The sequence below is a fragment of the Streptomyces sp. NPDC056835 genome, assembly GCF_042789485.1.
In the GTDB taxonomy this organism is placed as follows: Bacteria; Actinomycetota; Actinomycetes; order Streptomycetales; family Streptomycetaceae; genus Streptomyces.
On the sequence record NZ_JBHUBB010000017.1, the window covers coordinates 91,472 to 110,864 of the forward strand.

Annotated in this window: 14 protein-coding genes; 12 read left to right on the forward strand and 2 right to left on the reverse strand. The window is 70.3% G+C overall.

All coding sequences use genetic code 11. From position 1 onward, the window contains the following. The first annotated feature begins 4 nt into the window (after positions 1 to 4). The 6 genes from ACFRMN_RS20805 to serA all read left to right on the forward strand — a co-directional run bounded on the left by ACFRMN_RS20805 (position 5) and on the right by serA (position 9,834). Entirely contained in the window at positions 5 to 943 is a 939-nt protein-coding gene (locus ACFRMN_RS20805; protein ID WP_383021588.1) for a 2-hydroxyacid dehydrogenase, read from the forward strand. Between the two features lie 398 nt (positions 944 to 1,341). Then, on the forward strand, positions 1,342 to 4,179 hold the full coding sequence (locus tag ACFRMN_RS20810) for a putative bifunctional diguanylate cyclase/phosphodiesterase (RefSeq protein ID WP_383021736.1): 2,838 nt from the start codon (positions 1,342 to 1,344) through the stop codon (positions 4,177 to 4,179). A gap of 238 nt (positions 4,180 to 4,417) precedes the next feature. Further along, positions 4,418 to 6,268, forward strand: coding sequence for an acetolactate synthase large subunit (locus tag ACFRMN_RS20815; protein ID WP_383021591.1), 1,851 nt, complete (start codon positions 4,418 to 4,420; stop codon positions 6,266 to 6,268). A gap of 44 nt (positions 6,269 to 6,312) precedes the next feature. Then, positions 6,313 to 6,837 carry an acetolactate synthase small subunit gene (ilvN, locus tag ACFRMN_RS20820; protein ID WP_030351817.1) on the forward strand — a complete coding sequence of 175 codons (525 nt, stop codon included), beginning with the start codon at positions 6,313 to 6,315 and terminating at the stop codon, positions 6,835 to 6,837. 162 nt (positions 6,838 to 6,999) lie between these two features. Beyond that, complete coding sequence (gene ilvC / locus ACFRMN_RS20825) at positions 7,000 to 8,001, forward strand: ketol-acid reductoisomerase (protein WP_383021594.1); 1,002 nt, start codon at positions 7,000 to 7,002, stop codon at positions 7,999 to 8,001. A gap of 240 nt (positions 8,002 to 8,241) precedes the next feature. Continuing rightward, positions 8,242 to 9,834 carry a phosphoglycerate dehydrogenase gene (gene serA, locus ACFRMN_RS20830; protein ID WP_383021597.1) on the forward strand — a complete coding sequence of 531 codons (1,593 nt, stop codon included), beginning with the start codon at positions 8,242 to 8,244 and terminating at the stop codon, positions 9,832 to 9,834. Between the two features lie 78 nt (positions 9,835 to 9,912). Here the strand turns inward: serA and ACFRMN_RS20835 are convergent, their stop codons facing one another. Then, positions 9,913 to 11,172, reverse strand: a complete 1,260-nt coding sequence (locus ACFRMN_RS20835; protein ID WP_383021599.1) for a PucR family transcriptional regulator — start codon at positions 11,170 to 11,172, stop codon at positions 9,913 to 9,915. A 190-nt stretch (positions 11,173 to 11,362) separates the two neighbouring features. Between ACFRMN_RS20835 and ACFRMN_RS20840 the strand changes: the two genes are divergently transcribed. The 4 genes from ACFRMN_RS20840 (at position 11,363) to ACFRMN_RS20855 (ending at position 15,101) form a co-directional block, all read left to right on the forward strand. Continuing rightward, positions 11,363 to 12,289, forward strand: coding sequence for a proline dehydrogenase family protein (locus ACFRMN_RS20840; RefSeq protein WP_383021602.1), 927 nt, complete (start codon positions 11,363 to 11,365; stop codon positions 12,287 to 12,289). A 56-nt stretch (positions 12,290 to 12,345) separates the two neighbouring features. Continuing rightward, positions 12,346 to 13,977 (forward strand): L-glutamate gamma-semialdehyde dehydrogenase, encoded by a 1,632-nt coding sequence (gene pruA, locus ACFRMN_RS20845; RefSeq protein ID WP_383021605.1) that lies wholly within the window; start codon positions 12,346 to 12,348, stop codon positions 13,975 to 13,977. Between the two features lie 133 nt (positions 13,978 to 14,110). Continuing rightward, positions 14,111 to 14,671, forward strand: coding sequence for a GNAT family N-acetyltransferase (locus ACFRMN_RS20850; RefSeq protein WP_383021607.1), 561 nt, complete (start codon positions 14,111 to 14,113; stop codon positions 14,669 to 14,671). Between the two features lie 298 nt (positions 14,672 to 14,969). Then, positions 14,970 to 15,101 carry a hypothetical protein gene (locus tag ACFRMN_RS20855; protein ID WP_106979167.1) on the forward strand — a complete coding sequence of 44 codons (132 nt, stop codon included), beginning with the start codon at positions 14,970 to 14,972 and terminating at the stop codon, positions 15,099 to 15,101. Positions 15,102 to 15,167: 66 nt separating this feature from the next. Here the strand turns inward: ACFRMN_RS20855 and ACFRMN_RS20860 are convergent, their stop codons facing one another. Beyond that, positions 15,168 to 16,745, reverse strand: coding sequence for a purple acid phosphatase family protein (locus tag ACFRMN_RS20860; RefSeq protein WP_383021611.1), 1,578 nt, complete (start codon positions 16,743 to 16,745; stop codon positions 15,168 to 15,170). Positions 16,746 to 16,873: 128 nt separating this feature from the next. On the opposite strand from ACFRMN_RS20860, the gene ACFRMN_RS20865 reads away from it, so the two are divergent. Together ACFRMN_RS20865 and ACFRMN_RS20870 are read left to right on the forward strand one after the other, a co-directional pair. Then, positions 16,874 to 17,923: a 3-isopropylmalate dehydrogenase gene (locus tag ACFRMN_RS20865; protein ID WP_326610248.1), complete on the forward strand. Its 1,050-nt coding sequence runs from the start codon at positions 16,874 to 16,876 to the stop codon at positions 17,921 to 17,923. Between the two features lie 225 nt (positions 17,924 to 18,148). Next, positions 18,149 to 19,237, forward strand: a complete 1,089-nt coding sequence (locus ACFRMN_RS20870) for a branched-chain amino acid aminotransferase (RefSeq protein ID WP_383021614.1) — start codon at positions 18,149 to 18,151, stop codon at positions 19,235 to 19,237. Positions 19,238 to 19,393 lie beyond the last annotated feature (156 nt).

The window sequence follows — 19,393 nt, forward strand, 5'->3', positions numbered from 1 at the left end:
GACCATGACTTCAGACGTATGGCTCCCCTTGCGGGCCGACGGGATCGAGGGGCTTCCCGAAGGGCCGCGCTATCTCTTCTGGGACGGCGGCGAGGAGTACCCCGCCGACCCGGCCGACTGCGCCTTCTACGCCGTCCCGTACATGAAGGGGCCAAAGATCGCGATACGGCCGCTCGCCGCCATGACCTCCGTACGTGTCGTCCAGACCCTCTCGGCGGGCATTGACCATGTGGCCCCCGCCCTCGGCTCGCTTCCCGCCGGCGTACGCCTGTGCAACGCCAAGGGTGTCCACGAGGCCAGCACCGCCGAACTCACCCTGGCCCTGATCCTCGCCTCCCTGCGCGGCATCCCCGGCTTCGTCACCGGCCAGCAGCGGGAGGAGTGGCGCTCCGGCTTCTACCCGGCGCTCGCCGACAAGTCCGTACTGATCGTCGGGTACGGATCGATCGGCGCGGCCATCGAGGACCGGCTCGCGCCCTTCGAGTGCGCGCGGGTGGTGCGCGTCGCCCGCTCCGCCCGCACCACGGAGCGCGGCGCCGTCCGCGCGTTCACCGATCTTCCCGAACTGCTCCCCGACGCCGACGTGGTGATCCTCTCCACCCCGCTCACCGAGGGGACGAGGGGCCTGGCCGGAGCGGAGTTCCTGGCCCGGATGAAGGACGACGCGCTGCTGGTCAACGTCGCGCGCGGCGCCGTCGTCGACACCACGGCCCTGCTCGCCGAGACCGGGAGCGGACGGATCAGGGCCGCCCTGGACGTCACCGATCCGGAACCGCTGCCCGCCGGTCATCCGCTCTGGCACGCCCCGGGTGTCCTCATCAGTCCCCATGTCGGCGGCTCCACCTCGGCGTTCCTGCCGCGCGTGAAGCGGCTGCTGGCCGGCCAGCTCACCCTGTTCGCGGCCGGGGAGGAGCCGCGCAACCTCGTCCTCACCACCGGCTGACCCCGAACCCACCGGCTGACCCCCAGCCCGCCGGCTGACCCGAACCCACCGGCCGCCCCCGGGCCGAAGCACCCCGCGTCAAGATCCGGAAGGCACTCCCTGGCCACTCTCCGCAGCCGTCCGGACACCCTCGTGGCCGACAACGTTCCTGGTCGTCACGGAGAGTAGAAGAACTATGTCCCTGAGTGACGAGACTGGTGTATCGTCCCGATCTGGGGGCTGCGGCGCGCCTGGGGCGGCGCAGCGGAGCGATCAGAATGCGAGGGGGGCGACGGGGCGATGTACGGCCAATGGACGAACGATCCGACGCGGCAGGGGCGCCGGCGACGGCCTCCGGACATCCCGGTCAACACGCGGGTTCCTTCGGCGGTGACGGCGACACCCCCCGGGGTTCTCCGGTGAGCGCCGAGGGCGTACTCATCGGCAGGCGGGCGGTCTCGGGCAGCGGCTCGGGGCTGGTCGCGCAGCTCCTGCTCGCCCTGATCTGCGCGGGCTACGCGGCCGGCGCTGCGCTGGGCTGGGGCTCACCCGAACTGGCCCTGTTCATGGGTGACTTCGGGCTGAGTCTGGCCGCCGCGATCGCCGCGGTCTCCTGCTTCTTCTACGCGCGCGGCCACGGCAGCCGCTTCCGGCCCGCCTGGCTGCTGTTCTCGTTCTCCTCCGCGATGGCCGCCGGAGGGAACGCCGTCTGGGGCTGGTACGAAGTCATCCTCGACGAACCGGTGCCCAGCCCCTCACTCGCCGATCTCTTCTTCCTCTGCTTCGCGCCACCCGCCATCGTGGGGCTGCTCGTCCTCGCCAAGCGCCCGGTCAGCAGGGCCGGCTGGCTCTGTCTGGCGCTCGACTCCTGGCTGATCGGCGGCTCGCTGCTCACCCTCTCCTGGAGCCTCGCCCTCGCGCGCACGGCGCACTTCCAGGGCGAGAGCGTGACCCAGGCGGCGCTCTCCCTCGCCTATCCGCTGCTCGACATCGTGCTGGTCAGCATGGTGCTCGCGCTGCACTTCCGACGGGCCACGGGCAGCCGCTCCGCCGTCAACACCGCGATCGCCGCACTCGCCCTGACGGTACTGTGCGACGCCCTGTTCACCTCCCCGCTGCTGCGGGAGACCTATCGCTCGGGGCAGCTGCTGGACGCCGGCTGGTTCGCCGGCTCGCTGCTCCTCGCCTACGCGCCATGGGGCATGCGCCGTATCCCGGAGAGCCCGCCGCAGCCACGTCAGCCCCGTACCTCCAGCCGTCCGATCGCCGGCTCGCTCGCCGCGCTCACGCCCTATCTGGCCGCGGCCGTCTGCACGCTGGGCATCCTCTACAACGTGATCGAGGGCCGCCGGGTCGACCGGGTGGTGGTCCTCACCGGCTGCGCGGTCGTGCTCGCGCTGGTCGTACGGCAGGGCATCATGCTCGTCGACAACATCGCGCTCACCCATGAACTGGCCCAGAAGGAGAACCACTTCCGGTCCCTGGTCCAGGGCTCAAGCGATGTGATCATGATCGCCGCGCCCTCCGGCATACTCCGCTACGTCAGCCCCGCCGCCACGGGCGTGTACGGCCGGGAGGCGGAAGATCTCGTCGGCGCGGAACTGGCCTCGATCATCCACCCCGACGACCTCGGCCGGGTGGTCCACGAAGTACGGCGCTTCTTGGCCGCGCCGCCCTCCGAGGAACCCACCACCCGCATCGAGTGCCGCTTCCGATCAGGGACCGGCGACTGGCTCAACGTGGAGTCCACCGTCAACCGCCACCAGGGCGGGCTGATCTTCAACAGCCGGGACGTCACGGAACGGGTACGCCTCCAGGCGCAGCTCCAGCACAACGCCGAGCACGACCCGCTCACCGACCTGCCCAACCGCGCCCTGTTCACCGAGCGCGTACGACAAGCCCTCTCCGGCCGTCGTACGACCGATCCCGGCACGGCCGTGCTCTTCATCGACCTCGACGGCTTCAAGGGCGTCAACGACCGGCTGGGCCATCAGGTCGGGGACGAGCTGCTGATCCTCGCCGCCCACCGGCTCCAGGACTCCGTACGGGCCGGTGACACCGCGGCCAGACTCGGCGGCGACGAGTTCGCGGCCATCGTCCTCGGCGACGGGAACGACGACAGGACCGCCCGCGAGCGCCAGGTCCACGAGATCGCCGACCGGCTGCGCCTCAGGCTCTCGCAGCCGTATCGCATCGACGGCAACGATGTCCGGGTCGCCGCCTCCATCGGCATCGCCTTCGCGGAACCGGGCATAACCCCCACCGAACTCATGCGCAACGCGGACCTCGCCATGTACCGCGCCAAGGCCGCGGGCAAGAACCGCGTCGAGCTGTACGCACCCCAGATGCAGGCCGACGTCGTACGCAGGACCGAGCTGGCCACCCGGCTGCGCACCGCCCTGCACGACGGCGAATTCGCCCTGCTCCACCAGCCGGTGGTGCACCTCACCACCGGACGGGTCTCCGCCGTCGCCGCCCAGGCACGCTGGCGCTCCGCCCAGGGCATCCTGTTCACCCCCGCGGAGTTCCTGCGCGTCGCCGACGACAGCGACCGCACCGCGGAGCTCGGCCGCCGGCTGCTGGAAGAGGCCGTCTCCCAAGCCGCGGAACGGGCGAGAATCGGCCATACCGTGCCCGTCGCGGTACGGCTCCAGGCCCGCAGACTGCTCGACAAGTCCATGCCGCCCGGCTCCATCGAGACCCTGCTCACCCGCCATGGGCTGCCCTCGGGGGCCCTGATGATCGAGCTGTCCGACAGCGACCCGCGGGCCTCCCTCGACGAGCTGGAGCACCGGCTCGTCGCGCTGCGCCGGCTGGGGGTACGGATCGCCCTCGACGGCTTCGGCAGTGGCTACGCCGCGATCAGCGCCCTGCGCAGGCTCCCCGTGGACGTGGTGAAACTGGACCGCGCTCTGGTGGAGGGCATCGTGGAGTCCGCGCGGCTGCACAAGATCACGGCGGGGCTGCTGCGGATCGCCGGTGATCTGGGCATGCAGTCCGTGGCCGACGGGGTCGACGTCCCCGAGCAGGTCCTCGCGCTGCGCGCCATGGGGTGTACCCACGGCCAGGGGATGGCCTTCTCGGGACCGCTGGACGAGTACCGGCTGCGCCGCGCCCTGCTGGCCGGCACGTACCCCCTGCCGGGCGGCGCGGCCCTGCCCGTGCTGACCGGAAGCGCCCTGCCCGTACGGCCCTCCCGGCCCTCCCCGGGTGACCGGATTCCGCACCCTTCGATGCCCCTCGATCCGCTCAAATAGTGAGACTCCCGTCCCACCCGCTTGACAGCCATGGCGCGCCGGAGGGAGGGTCAGTGCCATGCGCACCCGAATTCTCGTACTTGGAAAGCGCGTCGGCTGAAGCAGAGTCCCGAACCGCTCTGCAGAACCACACCGACGCGCTCCCCTCGCCTGCCTCACGGCACGAGGGGTTTTTTGTTGCACCGGCACACCCCAAACCCTCGCAAAAACCCTCAGCCTCTTCGAGAAGAGAATGCCGATGACCGAGCAGGCCACCGGGGCCCACCATCCGCAGCCGCGGGCCCGTAACGGCGGACCGTCCCCCGCCTCCGTTGAGCACGTCACGGGCGCGCAGTCCCTCATCCGCTCTCTTGAGGAAGTGGGGGCCGACACCGTATTCGGCATCCCCGGCGGCGCCATCCTCCCCGCGTACGACCCGATGATGGACTCCACCCGGGTCCGCCACATCCTCGTCCGCCACGAGCAGGGCGCGGGCCACGCCGCCGAGGGCTACGCCCAGGCCACCGGCAAGGTGGGCGTCTGCATCGCCACCTCGGGCCCCGGCGCCACCAACCTGGTCACCCCGATCGCCGACGCGCACATGGACTCCGTGCCGATGGTCGCGATCACCGGCCAGGTGGCCAGCAAGGCCATCGGGACGGACGCCTTCCAGGAGGCGGACATCTGCGGCATCACCATGCCGATCACCAAGCACAACTTCCTGGTCACCAAGGCCGAGGACATCCCGCGCACCATCGCGGAGGCCTTCCACATCGCCTCCACCGGGCGCCCGGGACCGGTCCTGGTGGACATCGCCAAGGACGCGCTCCAGGCGGAGACGACCTTCAGCTGGCCGCCCACCCACGACCTGCCCGGCTACCGCCCGGTGACCAAGCCGCACGCCAAGCAGATCCGCGAGGCCGCCAAGCTGATCACGCAGGCCAGGCGCCCGGTGCTGTACGTCGGCGGCGGCGTCCTCAAGGCCGGCGCCACCGCCGAGCTGAAGGTCCTCGCCGAGCTCACCGGCGCCCCCGTCACCACCACCCTGATGGCGCTGGGCGCGTTCCCCGACAGCCACCCGCTGCACGTGGGAATGCCGGGCATGCACGGATCGGTCACCGCCGTCACCGCGCTGCAGAAGGCCGACCTGATCGTCGCCCTCGGAGCCCGTTTCGACGACCGCGTCACCGGCAAGCTGGACAGCTTCGCGCCGCACGCCAAGATCGTCCACGCCGATATCGACCCGGCCGAGATCGGCAAGAACCGCACCGCGGACGTGCCGATCGTCGGCGACGCCCGCGAGGTCCTGGCCGATCTGGTCCAGGCCGTCCAGTCCGAGCACACCGAGGGCCGCGTCGGCGACTACACCGCCTGGTGGCAGGACCTCAACCGCTGGCGCGAGACCTACCCCCTCGGCTACGACCAGCCCGCGGACGGCACCCTCTCGCCGCAGCAGGTCATCCAGCGCATCGGTCAGCTCGCCCCCGAGGACACCATCTACGCGGCGGGCGTCGGCCAGCACCAGATGTGGGCCGCGCACTTCATCGAGTACGAGAAGCCCGCCACCTGGCTGAACTCCGGCGGCGCCGGGACCATGGGATACGCCGTGCCGGCCGCCATGGGCGCCAAGGCGGGGCAGCCGGACCGCACGGTCTGGGCCATCGACGGCGACGGCTGCTTCCAGATGACCAACCAGGAACTCACCACCTGCGCGCTCAACAACATCCCGATCAAGGTCGCGATCATCAACAACGGCGCGCTGGGCATGGTCCGCCAGTGGCAGACCCTCTTCTACAACCAGCGTTACTCCAACACCGTGCTGCACTCCGGCCAGGACGTGGCCGACGGTCCCAGCGGCGGCACCCGCGTCCCGGACTTCGTCAAGCTGTCCGAGGCCATGGGCTGTGTCGCGATGCGCTGCGAGTCCCCGGACGAGCTGGACGCGGTGATCGCCAAGGCCAACGCCATCAACGACCGCCCCGTCGTGGTCGACTTCATCGTCCACGAGGACGCCCAGGTGTGGCCGATGGTCGCCGCGGGCACCTCCAACGACGAGGTCATGGCCGCTCTGGGCGTCCGCCCCGACTTCGGTGACGGCGCGGACGACTGAGCCGCGGAACGAGAGCCCGAGAGACCGAGAGAAGAGACCGACACATGACCAGGCACACGCTCTCCGTTCTGGTGGAGAACACCCCCGGCATCCTCGCCCGGATCGCCGCGCTGTTCTCCCGCCGCGGCTTCAACATCGACTCGCTCGCCGTCGGTGTCACCGAGCACCCCGACATCTCCCGCATCACCATCGTGGTCAATGTCGAGGAACTGCCCCTGGAGCAAGTGACGAAGCAGCTCAACAAGCTGGTGAACGTCCTGAAGATCGTCGAACTTGAGCCCGGCGCCGCGATCCAGCGCGAGCTCGTCCTGGTGAAGGTCCGCGCCGACAACGAGACCCGCTCCCAGATCGTCGAGATCGTCCAGCTGTTCCGCGCCAAGACCGTGGACGTCTCACCCGAGGCCGTCACGATCGAGGCCACCGGATCGAGCGACAAGCTCGACGCCATGCTGAAGATGCTGGAGCAGTACGGCATCAAGGAGCTGGTGCAGTCCGGCACGATCGCCATAGGGCGTGGCGCGCGGTCCATCACGGACCGCAGCCTGCGGGCGCTCGACCGCAGCGCGTAACCGCCGGCCCCCGTCCGTAACCACGCCCCCGTCATCCCCGGTCCGCTCGTATGGCGAGACCGGGACACCCGCGTCGACCGTCCCGCCGTACGGTGGGACGCGAGCCGCGGCATTCACGAAGCCGCCTGCACCCCAAGCAGCGCACACCAAGGAGAAGACCCAGTGGCCGAGCTGTTCTACGACGACGACGCCGACCTGTCCATCATCCAGAACCGCAAGGTCGCGGTCATCGGTTACGGCAGCCAGGGCCACGCCCACGCGCTGTCGCTCCGTGACTCGGGTGTCGACGTCCGGGTCGGTCTGCACGAGGGCTCCAAGTCCAAGGCCAAGGCCGAGGAGCAGGGCCTGCGCGTGGTGACGCCCGCCGAGGCCGCCGCCGAGGCCGACGTCATCATGATCCTGGTGCCGGACCCGGTCCAGGGCCAGGTCTACGAGGAGTCCATCAAGGACAACCTGAAGGACGGCGACGCGCTGTTCTTCGGCCACGGCCTCAACATCCGCTACGGCTTCATCAAGCCGCCGGCCAATGTCGATGTCGCGATGGTCGCCCCCAAGGGCCCCGGCCACCTGGTCCGCCGCCAGTACGAGGAGGGCCGCGGCGTGCCGTGCATCGCGGCCGTCGAGCAGGACTTCTCCGGCAGCGCCTTCGCGCTGGCCCTCTCGTACGCGAAGGGCATCGGCGGCACCCGCGCCGGCGTCATCAAGACGACCTTCACCGAGGAGACCGAGACCGACCTGTTCGGTGAGCAGGCCGTGCTCTGCGGCGGCACCGCCGCGCTGGTCAAGGCGGGCTTCGAGACGCTGACCGAGGCCGGCTACCAGCCGGAGATCGCGTACTTCGAGTGCCTTCACGAGCTGAAGCTGATCGTGGACCTGATGTACGAGGGCGGTCTGGAGAAGATGCGCTGGTCGGTCTCCGAGACCGCCGAGTGGGGCGACTACGTCAGCGGCCCGCGCGTCATCACCGACCAGACCAAGGTCGAGATGAAGAAGATCCTCGCCGAGATCCAGGACGGCACCTTCGCCAAGAACTGGATGGAGGAGTACCACGGCGGTCTGAAGAAGTACAACGAGTACAAGAAGGCCGACAGCGACAGCCTGCTCGCGACCACCGGCGCCGAGCTGCGCAAGCTCATGAGCTGGGTGGACAACGAGGACGCGTAACACCGCGCGCGGACGGCCCCGGCCAGGGATGAGCCGGGGCCGTCCGCACGGAACGCCGACGCCGGACCGCACGTACGGGTGATCCTTCCGCAGGGGCGGAAAACGGCCCGGTGACAGCACTAGACTGCTCAGCACATACGCGTCAGGCCCACAGCGTCGTGCGTCTTCCACGCGGCCAGAACCCTCCACCGCATGCGGCCGTCGGGACGGCCGTCCGCTATGGGACTTGTGAGGACTCACGTGAGCTCGAAACCTGTCGTACTCATCGCTGAAGAGCTTTCGCCCGCCACCGTCGACGCGCTCGGTCCGGACTTCGAGATCCGGCACTGCAACGGCGCCGACCGCGCGGAGCTGCTGCCCGCCATCGCCGACGTGGACGCGATCCTGGTCCGCTCCGCGACCAAGGTCGACGCGGAGGCCATCGCCGCCGCGGGCAAGCTGAGGGTGGTCGCCCGCGCCGGCGTCGGCCTCGACAACGTGGACGTCTCCGCCGCCACCAAGGCCGGCGTGATGGTCGTCAACGCGCCGACCTCGAACATCGTCACCGCCGCCGAGCTGGCCTGCGGTCTGCTGGTCGCCACCGCGCGCAATATCCCGCAGGCCAACACCGCCCTCAAGAACGGCGAGTGGAAGCGCTCGAAGTACACGGGCGTGGAGCTGAGCGAGAAGACGCTCGGCGTCGTCGGCCTCGGGCGCATCGGCGTGCTGGTCGCCCAGCGCATGTCCGCCTTCGGCATGAAGATCGTCGCGTACGACCCCTATGTGCAGCCGGCCCGCGCCGCGCAGATGGGCGTCAAGCTGCTGACGCTCGACGAGCTGCTTGAGGTGTCGGACTTCATCACCGTGCACCTGCCGAAGACCCCCGAGACGCTGGGGCTGATCGGCGACGAGGCGCTGCACAAGGTCAAGCCGACGGTGCGGATCGTCAACGCCGCGCGCGGCGGGATCGTGGACGAGGAAGCGCTCGCCTCCGCGCTCAAGGAGGGCCGGGTCGCCGGCGCCGGTCTGGACGTGTACTCCAAGGAGCCCTGCACGGACTCCCCGCTGTTCCAGTTCGACCAGGTCGTCTGCACCCCGCACCTCGGCGCGTCCACCGACGAGGCGCAGGAGAAGGCGGGCATCGCGGTCGCCAGGTCCGTACGGCTCGCGCTCGCGGGCGAGTTGGTGCCGGACGCGGTCAACGTCCAGGGCGGGGTCATCGCCGAGGACGTACGCCCGGGGCTGCCGCTCGCCGAGAAGCTCGGCCGGATCTTCACCGCCCTCGCGGGCGAGGTCGCGGTCCGGCTCGATGTCGAGGTGTACGGCGAGATCACCCAGCACGATGTGAAGGTGCTCGAACTGTCCGCGCTCAAGGGCGTGTTCGAGGATGTCGTCGCCGAGACCGTGTCGTATGTCAACGCCCCGCTGTTCGCGCAGGAGCGTGGCGTCGAGGTCAGGCTGACCACCTCCAGCGAGTCCCCGAACCACCGCAACGTGGTGACCGTGCGCGGCACGCTCTCCGGTGGCGAGGAGGTCTCGGTCTCCGGCACGCTGGCCGGGCCCAAGCACCTTCAGAAGATCGTCGCGATCGGTGAGTACGACGTGGAGCTGGCGCTGGCCGAGCACATGATCGTGCTGCGCTACGAGGACCGCCCCGGTGTGGTCGGCACGGTCGGCCGGATCCTCGGTGAGGCCGGGCTCAATATCGCGGGGATGCAGGTCTCGCGGGCGGAGGAGGGCGGCGAGGCGCTGGTCGTGCTCACCGTCGACGACAACGTACCGCCGGCCGTGCTGGCGGAGATCTCGGAGGAGATCGGCGCGGCCTCGGCGCGTTCGGTGGATCTGACCGACTAGGTCCTGTCCGACCGGATTGGGCCTGGGTCCTGTCCGGCCGGTCTTCGTGGAGTGGATCCGCGGGCGCCCGGCCCGTCGTCAGAGCCGGGTCGCCTTCAGAGCCATATGGAGAAGCAGCCGGTCCTCGCCGTCGTCCAGCTCCAGACCCGTCAGCTGCTCGATCCGGGAGAGCCGGTAGTACAGCGTCTGACGGTGGATGCCGAGAGCCGAGGCCGTGCGCCCCGCCTGGCCCGCATGGTCGAGGAACACCTCGGCGGTGTGGGCCAGTTCGGCGTGTACGGGGTCCAGCAGCGGCCGGATCACCGGGTCGGGCTCGGTGGGGAGCGCGGTCAGCAGACGGTACGCGCCGATCGACGTCCACCGCGCCACCGGGCCGAAACGGGGCTGGGCGACCGAGGCGCGGGCCGCCGACACCGCCTCCCGCCAGGCCGCGGGCAGCTCGGCCAGACCGCGGCGCGGCGCGCAGGAACCGGCGGCGGCCCCCGGGCCCGCCTCCTCGCGCAGCCGGGCGACGGCCGTGAGGACGGGCGCGAGCGCGTCCGGTGAGCGGAGCCGTACGAGCAGGGCGAGGGTGTCCGCCTCGCCCGAGCCGTTCGCGCCGATCGCCGAGCCATTCGCCGAGCCGGTCGGGCCGTTCGCCGGGCCAGTCTTCGTGCCCGCCGACGAGCCGTTCAGGCGCCCGTTCGCCGAGCCGCCCGCCCTCCGCCCCGCCCCGTAGGGCAGCGTGCACAACGCCGCGGTCCCCGGCACCGCCCGTATCCGTGGTTCCTCACCGCGCCAGGGCGCCACGCAGAGCACCACATGCGATCCGTCCGCGCTCGGCCCCAGCGCCGCCCGTAGCGCGTCCAGTGCCATGTCCCGCTGCCAGCCGGGCCCCGCCGTCAGTACGGCGCGCAGCTCGCGGGCCAGATCCGCGCCCGCCCGTACCTCGTCCGCGAGCAGATCGCCGATCCGCGAGGTCACCTCCATGGCCGCCGCGAGCCGGGACGCGCTCGGCCCCGGATCGGAGTCGTCGAGCAGCCAGACGTAACCGAGCACCGTGCCCCGGTGCCGTACGGGCAGACAGATCCGGCCACGGAAGACGCCCGCGTCCGGGGCCGCGGGGATCCGGACCGGTTCCGTCGCGCGGGTGATGCCGAAGCCCTCGAACCAGGCGCGGACCGCCGGGGTGGACTTCCTGGTCAGGATCGAACGCGTCCTGACCGGGTCCATGGCCGTGTCGTCCTCGCTGTCGTGCGCGCCGAAGGCGATCAGTCCGAAGTCCCGGTTCTCCAGCGTCGCGGGGACACCGAGCAGCGCCGAGATCTCGTCGACCAGCTCCTGATAATCGTCCTTCACTCGGACATTCTCCCACTGCTTTCAGACAGATGTCTGAGATCCCGGCCACGGATGCGTGACAGGTGTCGATGGCAGAGGATCGGCCCGATCTTTAGGTTTCACAGTGGTTCTCCTTGCTGCACTGAACTGATCGCTTCTGTTACGCGGATGTTCGGTTACGGCTCTTTCGATCTCACCGTGGAGGTGCCCCGTGCTGGGTCCCGTGATCCTTGCCGCGTCGCGGAGCGACAGAATGCGCCGTGTCGTCTCGGCCGCACCGGTCACCAAGCCCGTGGTGAACCGTTTCATCGCCGGTGAGTCGGTCGAGGAGACGGTCCCGGTGATCCAGAACATGGCCGGCCGCGGTCTGGAAGTCACCCTCGACGTCCTCGGCGAGGACATCACCGACCCGACCGAGGCGCTGGCCGCCCGGGACGCGTATCTGCGGCTGATCGAGGCCCTTGCCCCGCTGGAGCTGGGCGTCCGCGCCGAGATGTCCGTCAAGCTCTCCTCCTTCGGGCAGGCGCTGCCCGGCGGACACGACCTCGCGCTGAAGAACGTCACCGCCGTCGTCGAGGCCGCCGCCGAGATCGGCACCACGGTCACCCTCGACATGGAGGACCACACCACCATCGACTCGACGCTCGCCATCCACGGCGAGCTGCGCGAGCGCTTCCCACAGACCGGCGCGGTCGTCCAGTCGTACCTCTTCCGCACCGAGGAGGACTGCCGGGTCCTCGCCGAGTCCGGCTCGCGCGTGCGGCTCGTGAAGGGCGCCTACAAGGAGCCCGCGTCCGTCGCGTACCAGGACAAGAAAGAGGTCGACCGGGCGTACGTCCGCTGCCTCAAGATCCTGATGAACGGCGGCGGCTACCCGATGGTCGGCTCCCACGACCCGCGCGTCATCGCGATCGCCCAGAGCCTCGCCCGCCGCGCCGGACGTAAGCTCGATGAGTACGAGTTCCAGATGCTGTACGGCATCCGGGAGGCCGAGCAGGACCGGCTGGCCGCCGAGGGACACCGGATGCGTGTCTACATCGCGTACGGCACCGACTGGTACGGGTATTTCATGCGCCGCCTCGCCGAGCGCCCCGCCAACCTCGCGTTCTTCCTGCGTTCGCTGGTCAGCCGCGGCTGAGCCGCCGCCACCGAAACCGACCCCCCTGACCTACTGATGAAGGAGATTCGGCACCCATGGACGCTGTGACCCAGGTTCCCGCGCCGGTCAACGAGCCGGTGCACGGCTACGCCCCGGGCTCCCCGGAGCTGGCCCGTCTTGAGGTCAAGCTCAAGGAGCTGGCCGAGAACCCCGTCGACCTGCCGATGACGATCGGCGGCGTGAAGCGGATGGGCGGGGGCGAGCGCGTCGACGTCGTACAGCCGCACAACCACCGGGCCGTGCTCGGTACGTTCGCCGGCGCCACCCAGCAGGACGCGCGCGACGCGGTCGACGCGGCCCTGGCCGCCGCCCCGGGCTGGCGCGCCATGTCCTTCGACGACCGCGCCGCGATCATCCTGCGCGCCGCCGAACTGCTCGCGGGACCGTGGCGCGAGACGCTGGCCGCCGCGACCATGCTCGGCCAGTCGAAGACCGCCCAGCAGGCCGAGATCGACACCCCCTGCGAACTCGTCGACTTCTGGCGCTTCAACGTCAAGTACGCCCGTGACCTGCTCGCCGAGCAGCCGCCGGCCAACTCGCCCGGCGTCTGGAACCGGCTCGACCACCGGCCGCTCGAAGGCTTCGTCTACGCGATCACGCCGTTCAACTTCACGGCGATCGCGGGCAATCTGCCGACCGCGCCCGCGCTCATGGGCAATGTCGTGGTGTGGAAGCCGTCCCCGACGCAGACGCTCGCGGCCGTGCTGCTGATGGAGCTGCTGGAGGAGGCCGGCCTGCCCAAGGGCGTCATCAACCTGGTGACGGGCGACGGCCTCGCCGTCTCCGAGGTGGCCCTGAACCACCGCGACCTCGCGGGGATTCACTTCACCGGTTCGACCAGGACGTTCCAGCACCTGTGGAAGACCGTCGGCAACAACATCGAGACGTACCGCTCCTACCCGCGCATCGTCGGCGAGACCGGCGGCAAGGACTTCGTCGTCGCCCACCCGAGCGCCGACCGCGCGGTCCTCAAGACGGCGCTGACCCGGGGCTCCTTCGAGTACCAGGGCCAGAAGTGCTCCGCCTCCTCGCGCGCCTATGTCCCGGCGTCGATCTGGAACGACGGGTTCAAGGAGGAGTTCGCGGCCGAGGTCGACGGGATCGCCATGGGCGATGTCACCGATCTGTCGAACTTCATCGGAGCCGTCATCGACGAGCGCGCCTTCGCCAAGAACAAGGCCGCCATCGACCGTGCCGCCGCCGACCCGACGTGCACGATCGTCGCGGGCGGTACGTACGACGACTCCGTCGGCTACTTCGTCCGGCCGACCGTCATCGCCTGCACCGACCCCGAGAACGAGGTCTTCACGACCGAGTACTTCGGCCCGATCCTCGCGGTGCACGTCTACGACGACGCCGACTACGAGACCGTGCTCGCACAGATGGAGTCCGTCTCGGCGTACGCCCTGACCGGCTCGATCATCGCCGGTGACCGCGCCGCCGCGGCCGACGCGATGGAGAAGCTGCGCTACGCGGCGGGCAACTTCTACATCAACGACAAGTCGACGGGCGCCGTCGTCGGCCAGCAGCCCTTCGGCGGTGGCCGCGCGTCCGGTACCAACGACAAGGCGGGCGCACCGCAGAACCTGATGCGCTGGACGCTGACCCGCGCCATCAAGGAGACGCTGGTCCCGCCGACCGACTACCGCTACCCGCACATGGGCTGACGATCCCGCACACGGGGCAGGCCCTCAGGGGCACCGAGCCCCGCAGACTCCGCCCCCGTACCGGCCGCCCCCCTTGCCGGCACGGGGGCGGTTCCATATCCCGGAGCGCCGGCCTCCTGAGAGAGTGGCGCGTATGACGGAGACCCTGCGCACCGCCCACACCTATGAGCTCTCCCCGGCCGAACTCACCGAGATCCGCGCTCTGTTGGACGCCGCCTTCGAAGGCGGCTTCTCCGACGACGACTGGGACCACGGGCTCGGCGGTGTGCACGCCCTCGTAGTGGACACGGACGGCACGCTCCTCGCGCACGGCAGTGTGGTCCAGCGCCGGGTGCTGTACGACGGCCGCTCCTACCGCGTCGGCTACGTCGAGGCCGTGGCCGTACGGGCCGACCGGCGCGGGCGGGGTCTTGGCGGCCGGGTGATGGCCGCGCTGGAGCGGGTGATCGACGGCGCGTACGCCGCCGGGGCGCTCTCCGCCTCGGACGCCGGGGCGCCGCTCTACCGGGCGCGCGGCTGGCAGCCCTGGCCGCACCGGATCGAGGCGCTGGCGCCCGGGGGAGTGATACGGCTGCCGGAGGAGGAGGGCTCCACGTATCTGCGTCCGGCGGCGGGGCGGACCCTGCCGGGATCCGCGTCCTCCGGGGGCGTCGGTGCGCTGATCTTCGACTGGCGCGAGGGGGATGTGCTGTAGCCCCGCAGTCCGGTGGCCCCGTAGTCCGGTGGCCCTGTGGTCCACGAGGGATTTCCGCAGGTCGGGATGATCACCGTCTCAGATAGTAGGAAGTCCGAGTAATCGTGGAGACAGAGCGGTGATCCTCGCTTAGCTTGGAATGAGCCGAACGTCTCGCTCCATCGAGCGAATGGCGGTTGTTGGCACGCGCCCTCACGCAGGTAATCCCTGCCGCGTATGCCCCCGCCACTCCGGCCGTGCCCCCCCTTGGCGGTTCCGCACCGCCGCGTGGCTCAGCTATCTCAAGGAGTCGATCACCATGGCCGAGACGACTGTCCGCCGCCGTGTCCGTCACACCCCCCGCACCAGCGAATCCGACCGCAAGAACGCCGCCGCCGCCCTGCAGCGTGCTCTCGACCGCAGGGACAACGGCGGCTCGACCGGCCACTGAACCGCGCCGGCCCGGGACCGGCGCGGTTCGGCGGCCGAGGCGGGCTCAGCGCGTAATCGTGCGGGCTCAGCGCGCAATCGTGAAGTGGTCCACGCGCTCGCCGCTCTCGGCGAGCGCGGAGACCTTGAGCGCCGGGCGGTGCCCCGTCGTCACCTCGACGGCGAGGAACGAGAACCCGGTGTAGCGCACGCGCGACCACTCCACGGTCTCGGTGGCCTTGGCGCCGCCCTGCTCCCAGTGGTACGAGGGCACGCTGTCGACATCGGCGACATGGCCCTCGTAACTGTCCGGCACCGGGAAGTCGTACAGCGCCTTGCCCGCGCCGCCCGCCGTGACGTACACGATGCCGTCGCGCACCGAACTGACCGACTCGCCGACCGGCACCCGGCGCCCGACGGCGCCGCCGCGCAGCGCGTCGGTGCGCTCGTAGACATGGTTGTGGCCGTTGACGACCAGATCGACGCGGTGCTTGTCGAAGAGCGGCACCCACGCGTCGCGCACTCCGCCGTCCGAGGCGTGCGCGTTCGTGGTCGAGAAGGCGCAGTGGTGGAAGAACACCACGATGAAGTCGATGTCCTTGTGCGCGCGCAGCTCGCCGAGACGCCGGTCCAGCCAGCGGGTCTGGGCGCCGTCGGTGTAGCCGGTGTTGGCGCGGATCTCGTGGGAGACATCGTTCGCGTCCAGGGCGACCACGCCGACATTGCCGTACGTGAACGAGTAGACGCCCGGCGACTTCACCGGATCGAGTCCGCCGCCCGGCAGGGACCAGCGCGCGTTCTGGCCGCCGTAGCCGTCGGGGGAGTACCAGGCCTCCATGTCGTGGTTGCCGGTGGTCACCATCCACGGCACCCGCGAGGCCACCGACTCGGTCTGCGCCAGGAACTGGTCCCAGACCCGCGCGTCATAGGTGTCCGCGGGCAGCCCCTGGCCGCTGCTGTCCGCGTAGCAGATGTCCCCCGCGTGCAGATGGAAGACCGGGTTCTGGCCCAGGATCACCTGGTCGTTGGCGAGGGCGTCGTACGAGACGCCCTGGTCGCCGAAGGCGGTGAAGACGAACGGCTCGGCGCGCGCCGGGGCGGTGCGGAAGGTGCCGACCGTCCCCAGATTGCGCGCGTCCGCCGGGTCGAAGCCGTCGTGTCCCACGCCGTAGTAGTACGTGGTCCCGGGGCGCAGCCGCTCCAGCGAGACATGCAGGTAGTACTGGTCCACCGCGGGCAGCTTGGCCGACAGCGAGGGGGTGTGCAGCGACCGCACCTCCGCCTTGATCCGCCGGCTCAGGTCCCAGGGCTTCGGACCGATCCGGACGAAGGGGTTCTTCACCGCGAACGGCACCTGCCAGGAGACCGACATCATGGTCTTCGGGTCGGCGCCGAAGGCCAGATGCCGGCCGAACGGGGCCACCAGCGAACCGTCCACCCGGACGGCCGCCGACGACGGCAGGAAGGCGGGCGCGGTGACCGTGGCGGCGCCCGCGGTGACGGAGCTGGAGCCGAGCAGACCGGCGCCCGCCACCGTCCCGGCGGCGAGCGTGCCCGCGCGCAGGAGGCCGCGTCGGCCGATCTTCTCGCGCAGATACTCGTGCTGCTCCGGCATGGTCATTCGGGACGCGAGATGGTCGGGAATCCCGACGCGGGGAGTTTCCATGTGCCGACGGTGGCACCGGTGGGTGGCAAATGCATGTATCGCGGGCATACAGCTGACGACTGATTCGCAATGTGTCCACAGAATGGACACGCGATGTCATGCACTGGGACGGAGGGTAGGGTGCCTCCATGTCTCGCAGCCTCAATCTCGCAGTGATCCCCGGTGACGGCATCGGCCAGGAGGTCGTGGCCCAGGGCCTGAAGGTCCTGAGCGCGGTCCTTCCCCAGGATGTGAAGCTGGAGACCAAGGAGTACGACCTCGGCGCGAGCCGCTGGCACCGCACCGGGGAAACCCTCCCGGACGCGGAGCTGGAAGCCCTCAAGGGGCATGACGCGATCCTGCTCGGCGCGATCGGCGACCCGACCGTGCCGTCGGGCGTCCTGGAGCGCGGGCTGCTGCTCAAGCTGCGCTTCGCCTTCGACCACTACGTCAACCTGCGGCCGTCGAAGCTCTTCCCCAATACGGCCACGCCGCTGGCGGGCCGCCCGGACATCGACTTCGTCGTCGTCCGCGAGGGCACCGAGGGCCCGTACACCGGCAACGGAGGTTCGCTGCGCACGGGCACGCCCGCCGAGGTGGCCACCGAAGTGAGCCTCAATACGGCGTACGGCGTGGAGCGGGTCGTCCGTGACGCGTACGAGCGCGCCAACTCCCGTCCGCGCAAGAAGCTGACGCTGGTCCACAAGAACAACGTCCTCGTCTACGCCGGCCACATGTGGAAGAACATCTTCGACCGCGTGGGCCAGGAGTACCCCGACGTCGCCACCGACTATCTGCATGTCGACGCCGCGACGATCTTCTTCGTCACCCAGCCCGACCGCTTCGACGTGATCGTCACCGACAACCTCTTCGGTGACATCCTCACCGACCTGGCCGCCGCCGTGACCGGCGGAATCGGCCTGGCCGCGTCCGCGAACATCAATCCGGACCGTACGTTCCCGTCCATGTTCGAGCCGGTCCACGGGTCGGCGCCGGACATCGCGGGCCAGGGGAAGGCCGACCCCACGGCCACGATCCTCTCCGTCGCCCTGCTGCTGCGACACCTCGGGTTCGACGCCGAGGCCGTCCGGGTGGAGGAGGCCGTCGCGGCCGATCTCGCCGGGCGTGACGGTACGGCGGCCACCGCGCGTACGACCGACCAGATCGGCGACGCGCTCGCCGTACGAGTAGCGAGCTGACCCGTCGACTCCTCACAGCCGCCGGGTCTTCGAGCCCGGCGGCTGTTCTTTTGCGGCCACCGGGTGCCACCATCATCCAAGGGCCGCTTTCACCCCGTTTTCATGCGCCCGTCCCACCGCGCGATAATCGGCGTGGGCCGCGGCATGCGGGAATGCTCGGACGTCCTAGTAGCAGTAGCGGCGTGAACGCGGTCCGTCACATCAACCGGTGAAGGACGAGTATTCATGACCACGCCCACGATCGAACTCAAGCCCTCCTCGAACCCGCTGTCCGACGCGGAGCGCGAGGCGATCCTGGCCAACCCGGGGTTCGGCCGCCACTTCACCGACAACATGGTGACGATCCGGTGGACGGAGGGACGCGGCTGGCACGACGCCCAGCTCGTGCCGTACGGTCCCCTCTCGCTCGACCCGGCGAACATGACCCTGCACTACGCGCAGGAGATCTTCGAAGGGCTCAAGGCCTACCGCCGCCCCGACGGCTCGGTCGCCACCTTCCGGCCCGAGTCCAACGCCGAGCGCTTCCGGGTCTCCGCCCGCCGGCTCGCCATGCCGGAGCTACCCGTCGAGACCTTCATCGCCGCGTGCGACGCGCTGGTCCAGCAGGACAAGGGGTGGGTGCCCGCGCACGGCGGGGAGGCCTCCCTCTATCTGCGCCCGTTCATGATCGCCGCCGAGGTCGGGCTCGGCGTGCGGCCGGCGAACGAGTATCTGTTCCTGGTCATCGCCTCGCCCGCCGGCGCGTACTTCTCCGGCGGGGTGAAGCCGGTCTCGGTCTGGCTCTCGGAGGACTACGTCCGGGCGGTGCCGGGCGGCATCGGCTTCGCCAAGACCGGCGGCAACTACGCGGCGTCCCTGCTCGCCCAGGCGGAGGCGGCGGAGAAGGGCTGCGAGCAGGTGGTCTACCTGGACGCGGTGGAGCACCGCTGGGTCGAGGAACTGGGCGGGATGAATCTGTACTTCGTGTACGGCGACCGCATCGTCACCCCCGAGCTGACCGGCTCCCTGCTGGCGGGCGTGACCCGTGACTCGCTGCTGAGGCTCGCGGCCGACCTCGGCTACAGCTCCGAGGAGGGCCGGATCTCCAAGGAGGACTGGCGCCGGGACACCGAGAACGGCACGCTCACCGAGGTCTTCGCCTGCGGTACGGCCGCGGTGATCACCCCGGTCGGTGTGGTCAAGTCGGCAGGCGGCGAGTGGACCCAGTCGGGCGGCGAGCCGGGTGAGGTCACGATGAAGCTGCGCGAGGCCCTGCTGGCCATCCAGACGGGCCGGACGGCGGACACCCACGGCTGGATGCACGTGCTGGGCTGAGGGCCCCTGTCCTGAGAACGAGGCCGGCGGACGGCCGCGGAGGCCCGCGCCCGGAACGAACCCGGGAGCGGGCCTCCGCCGCGCCTCCGCCGCGCCTCCACGGGCCTCCGCCGCGTCCCCGTCGTACGTCCCGTGGCGCGCTTTCGTCACGCACCG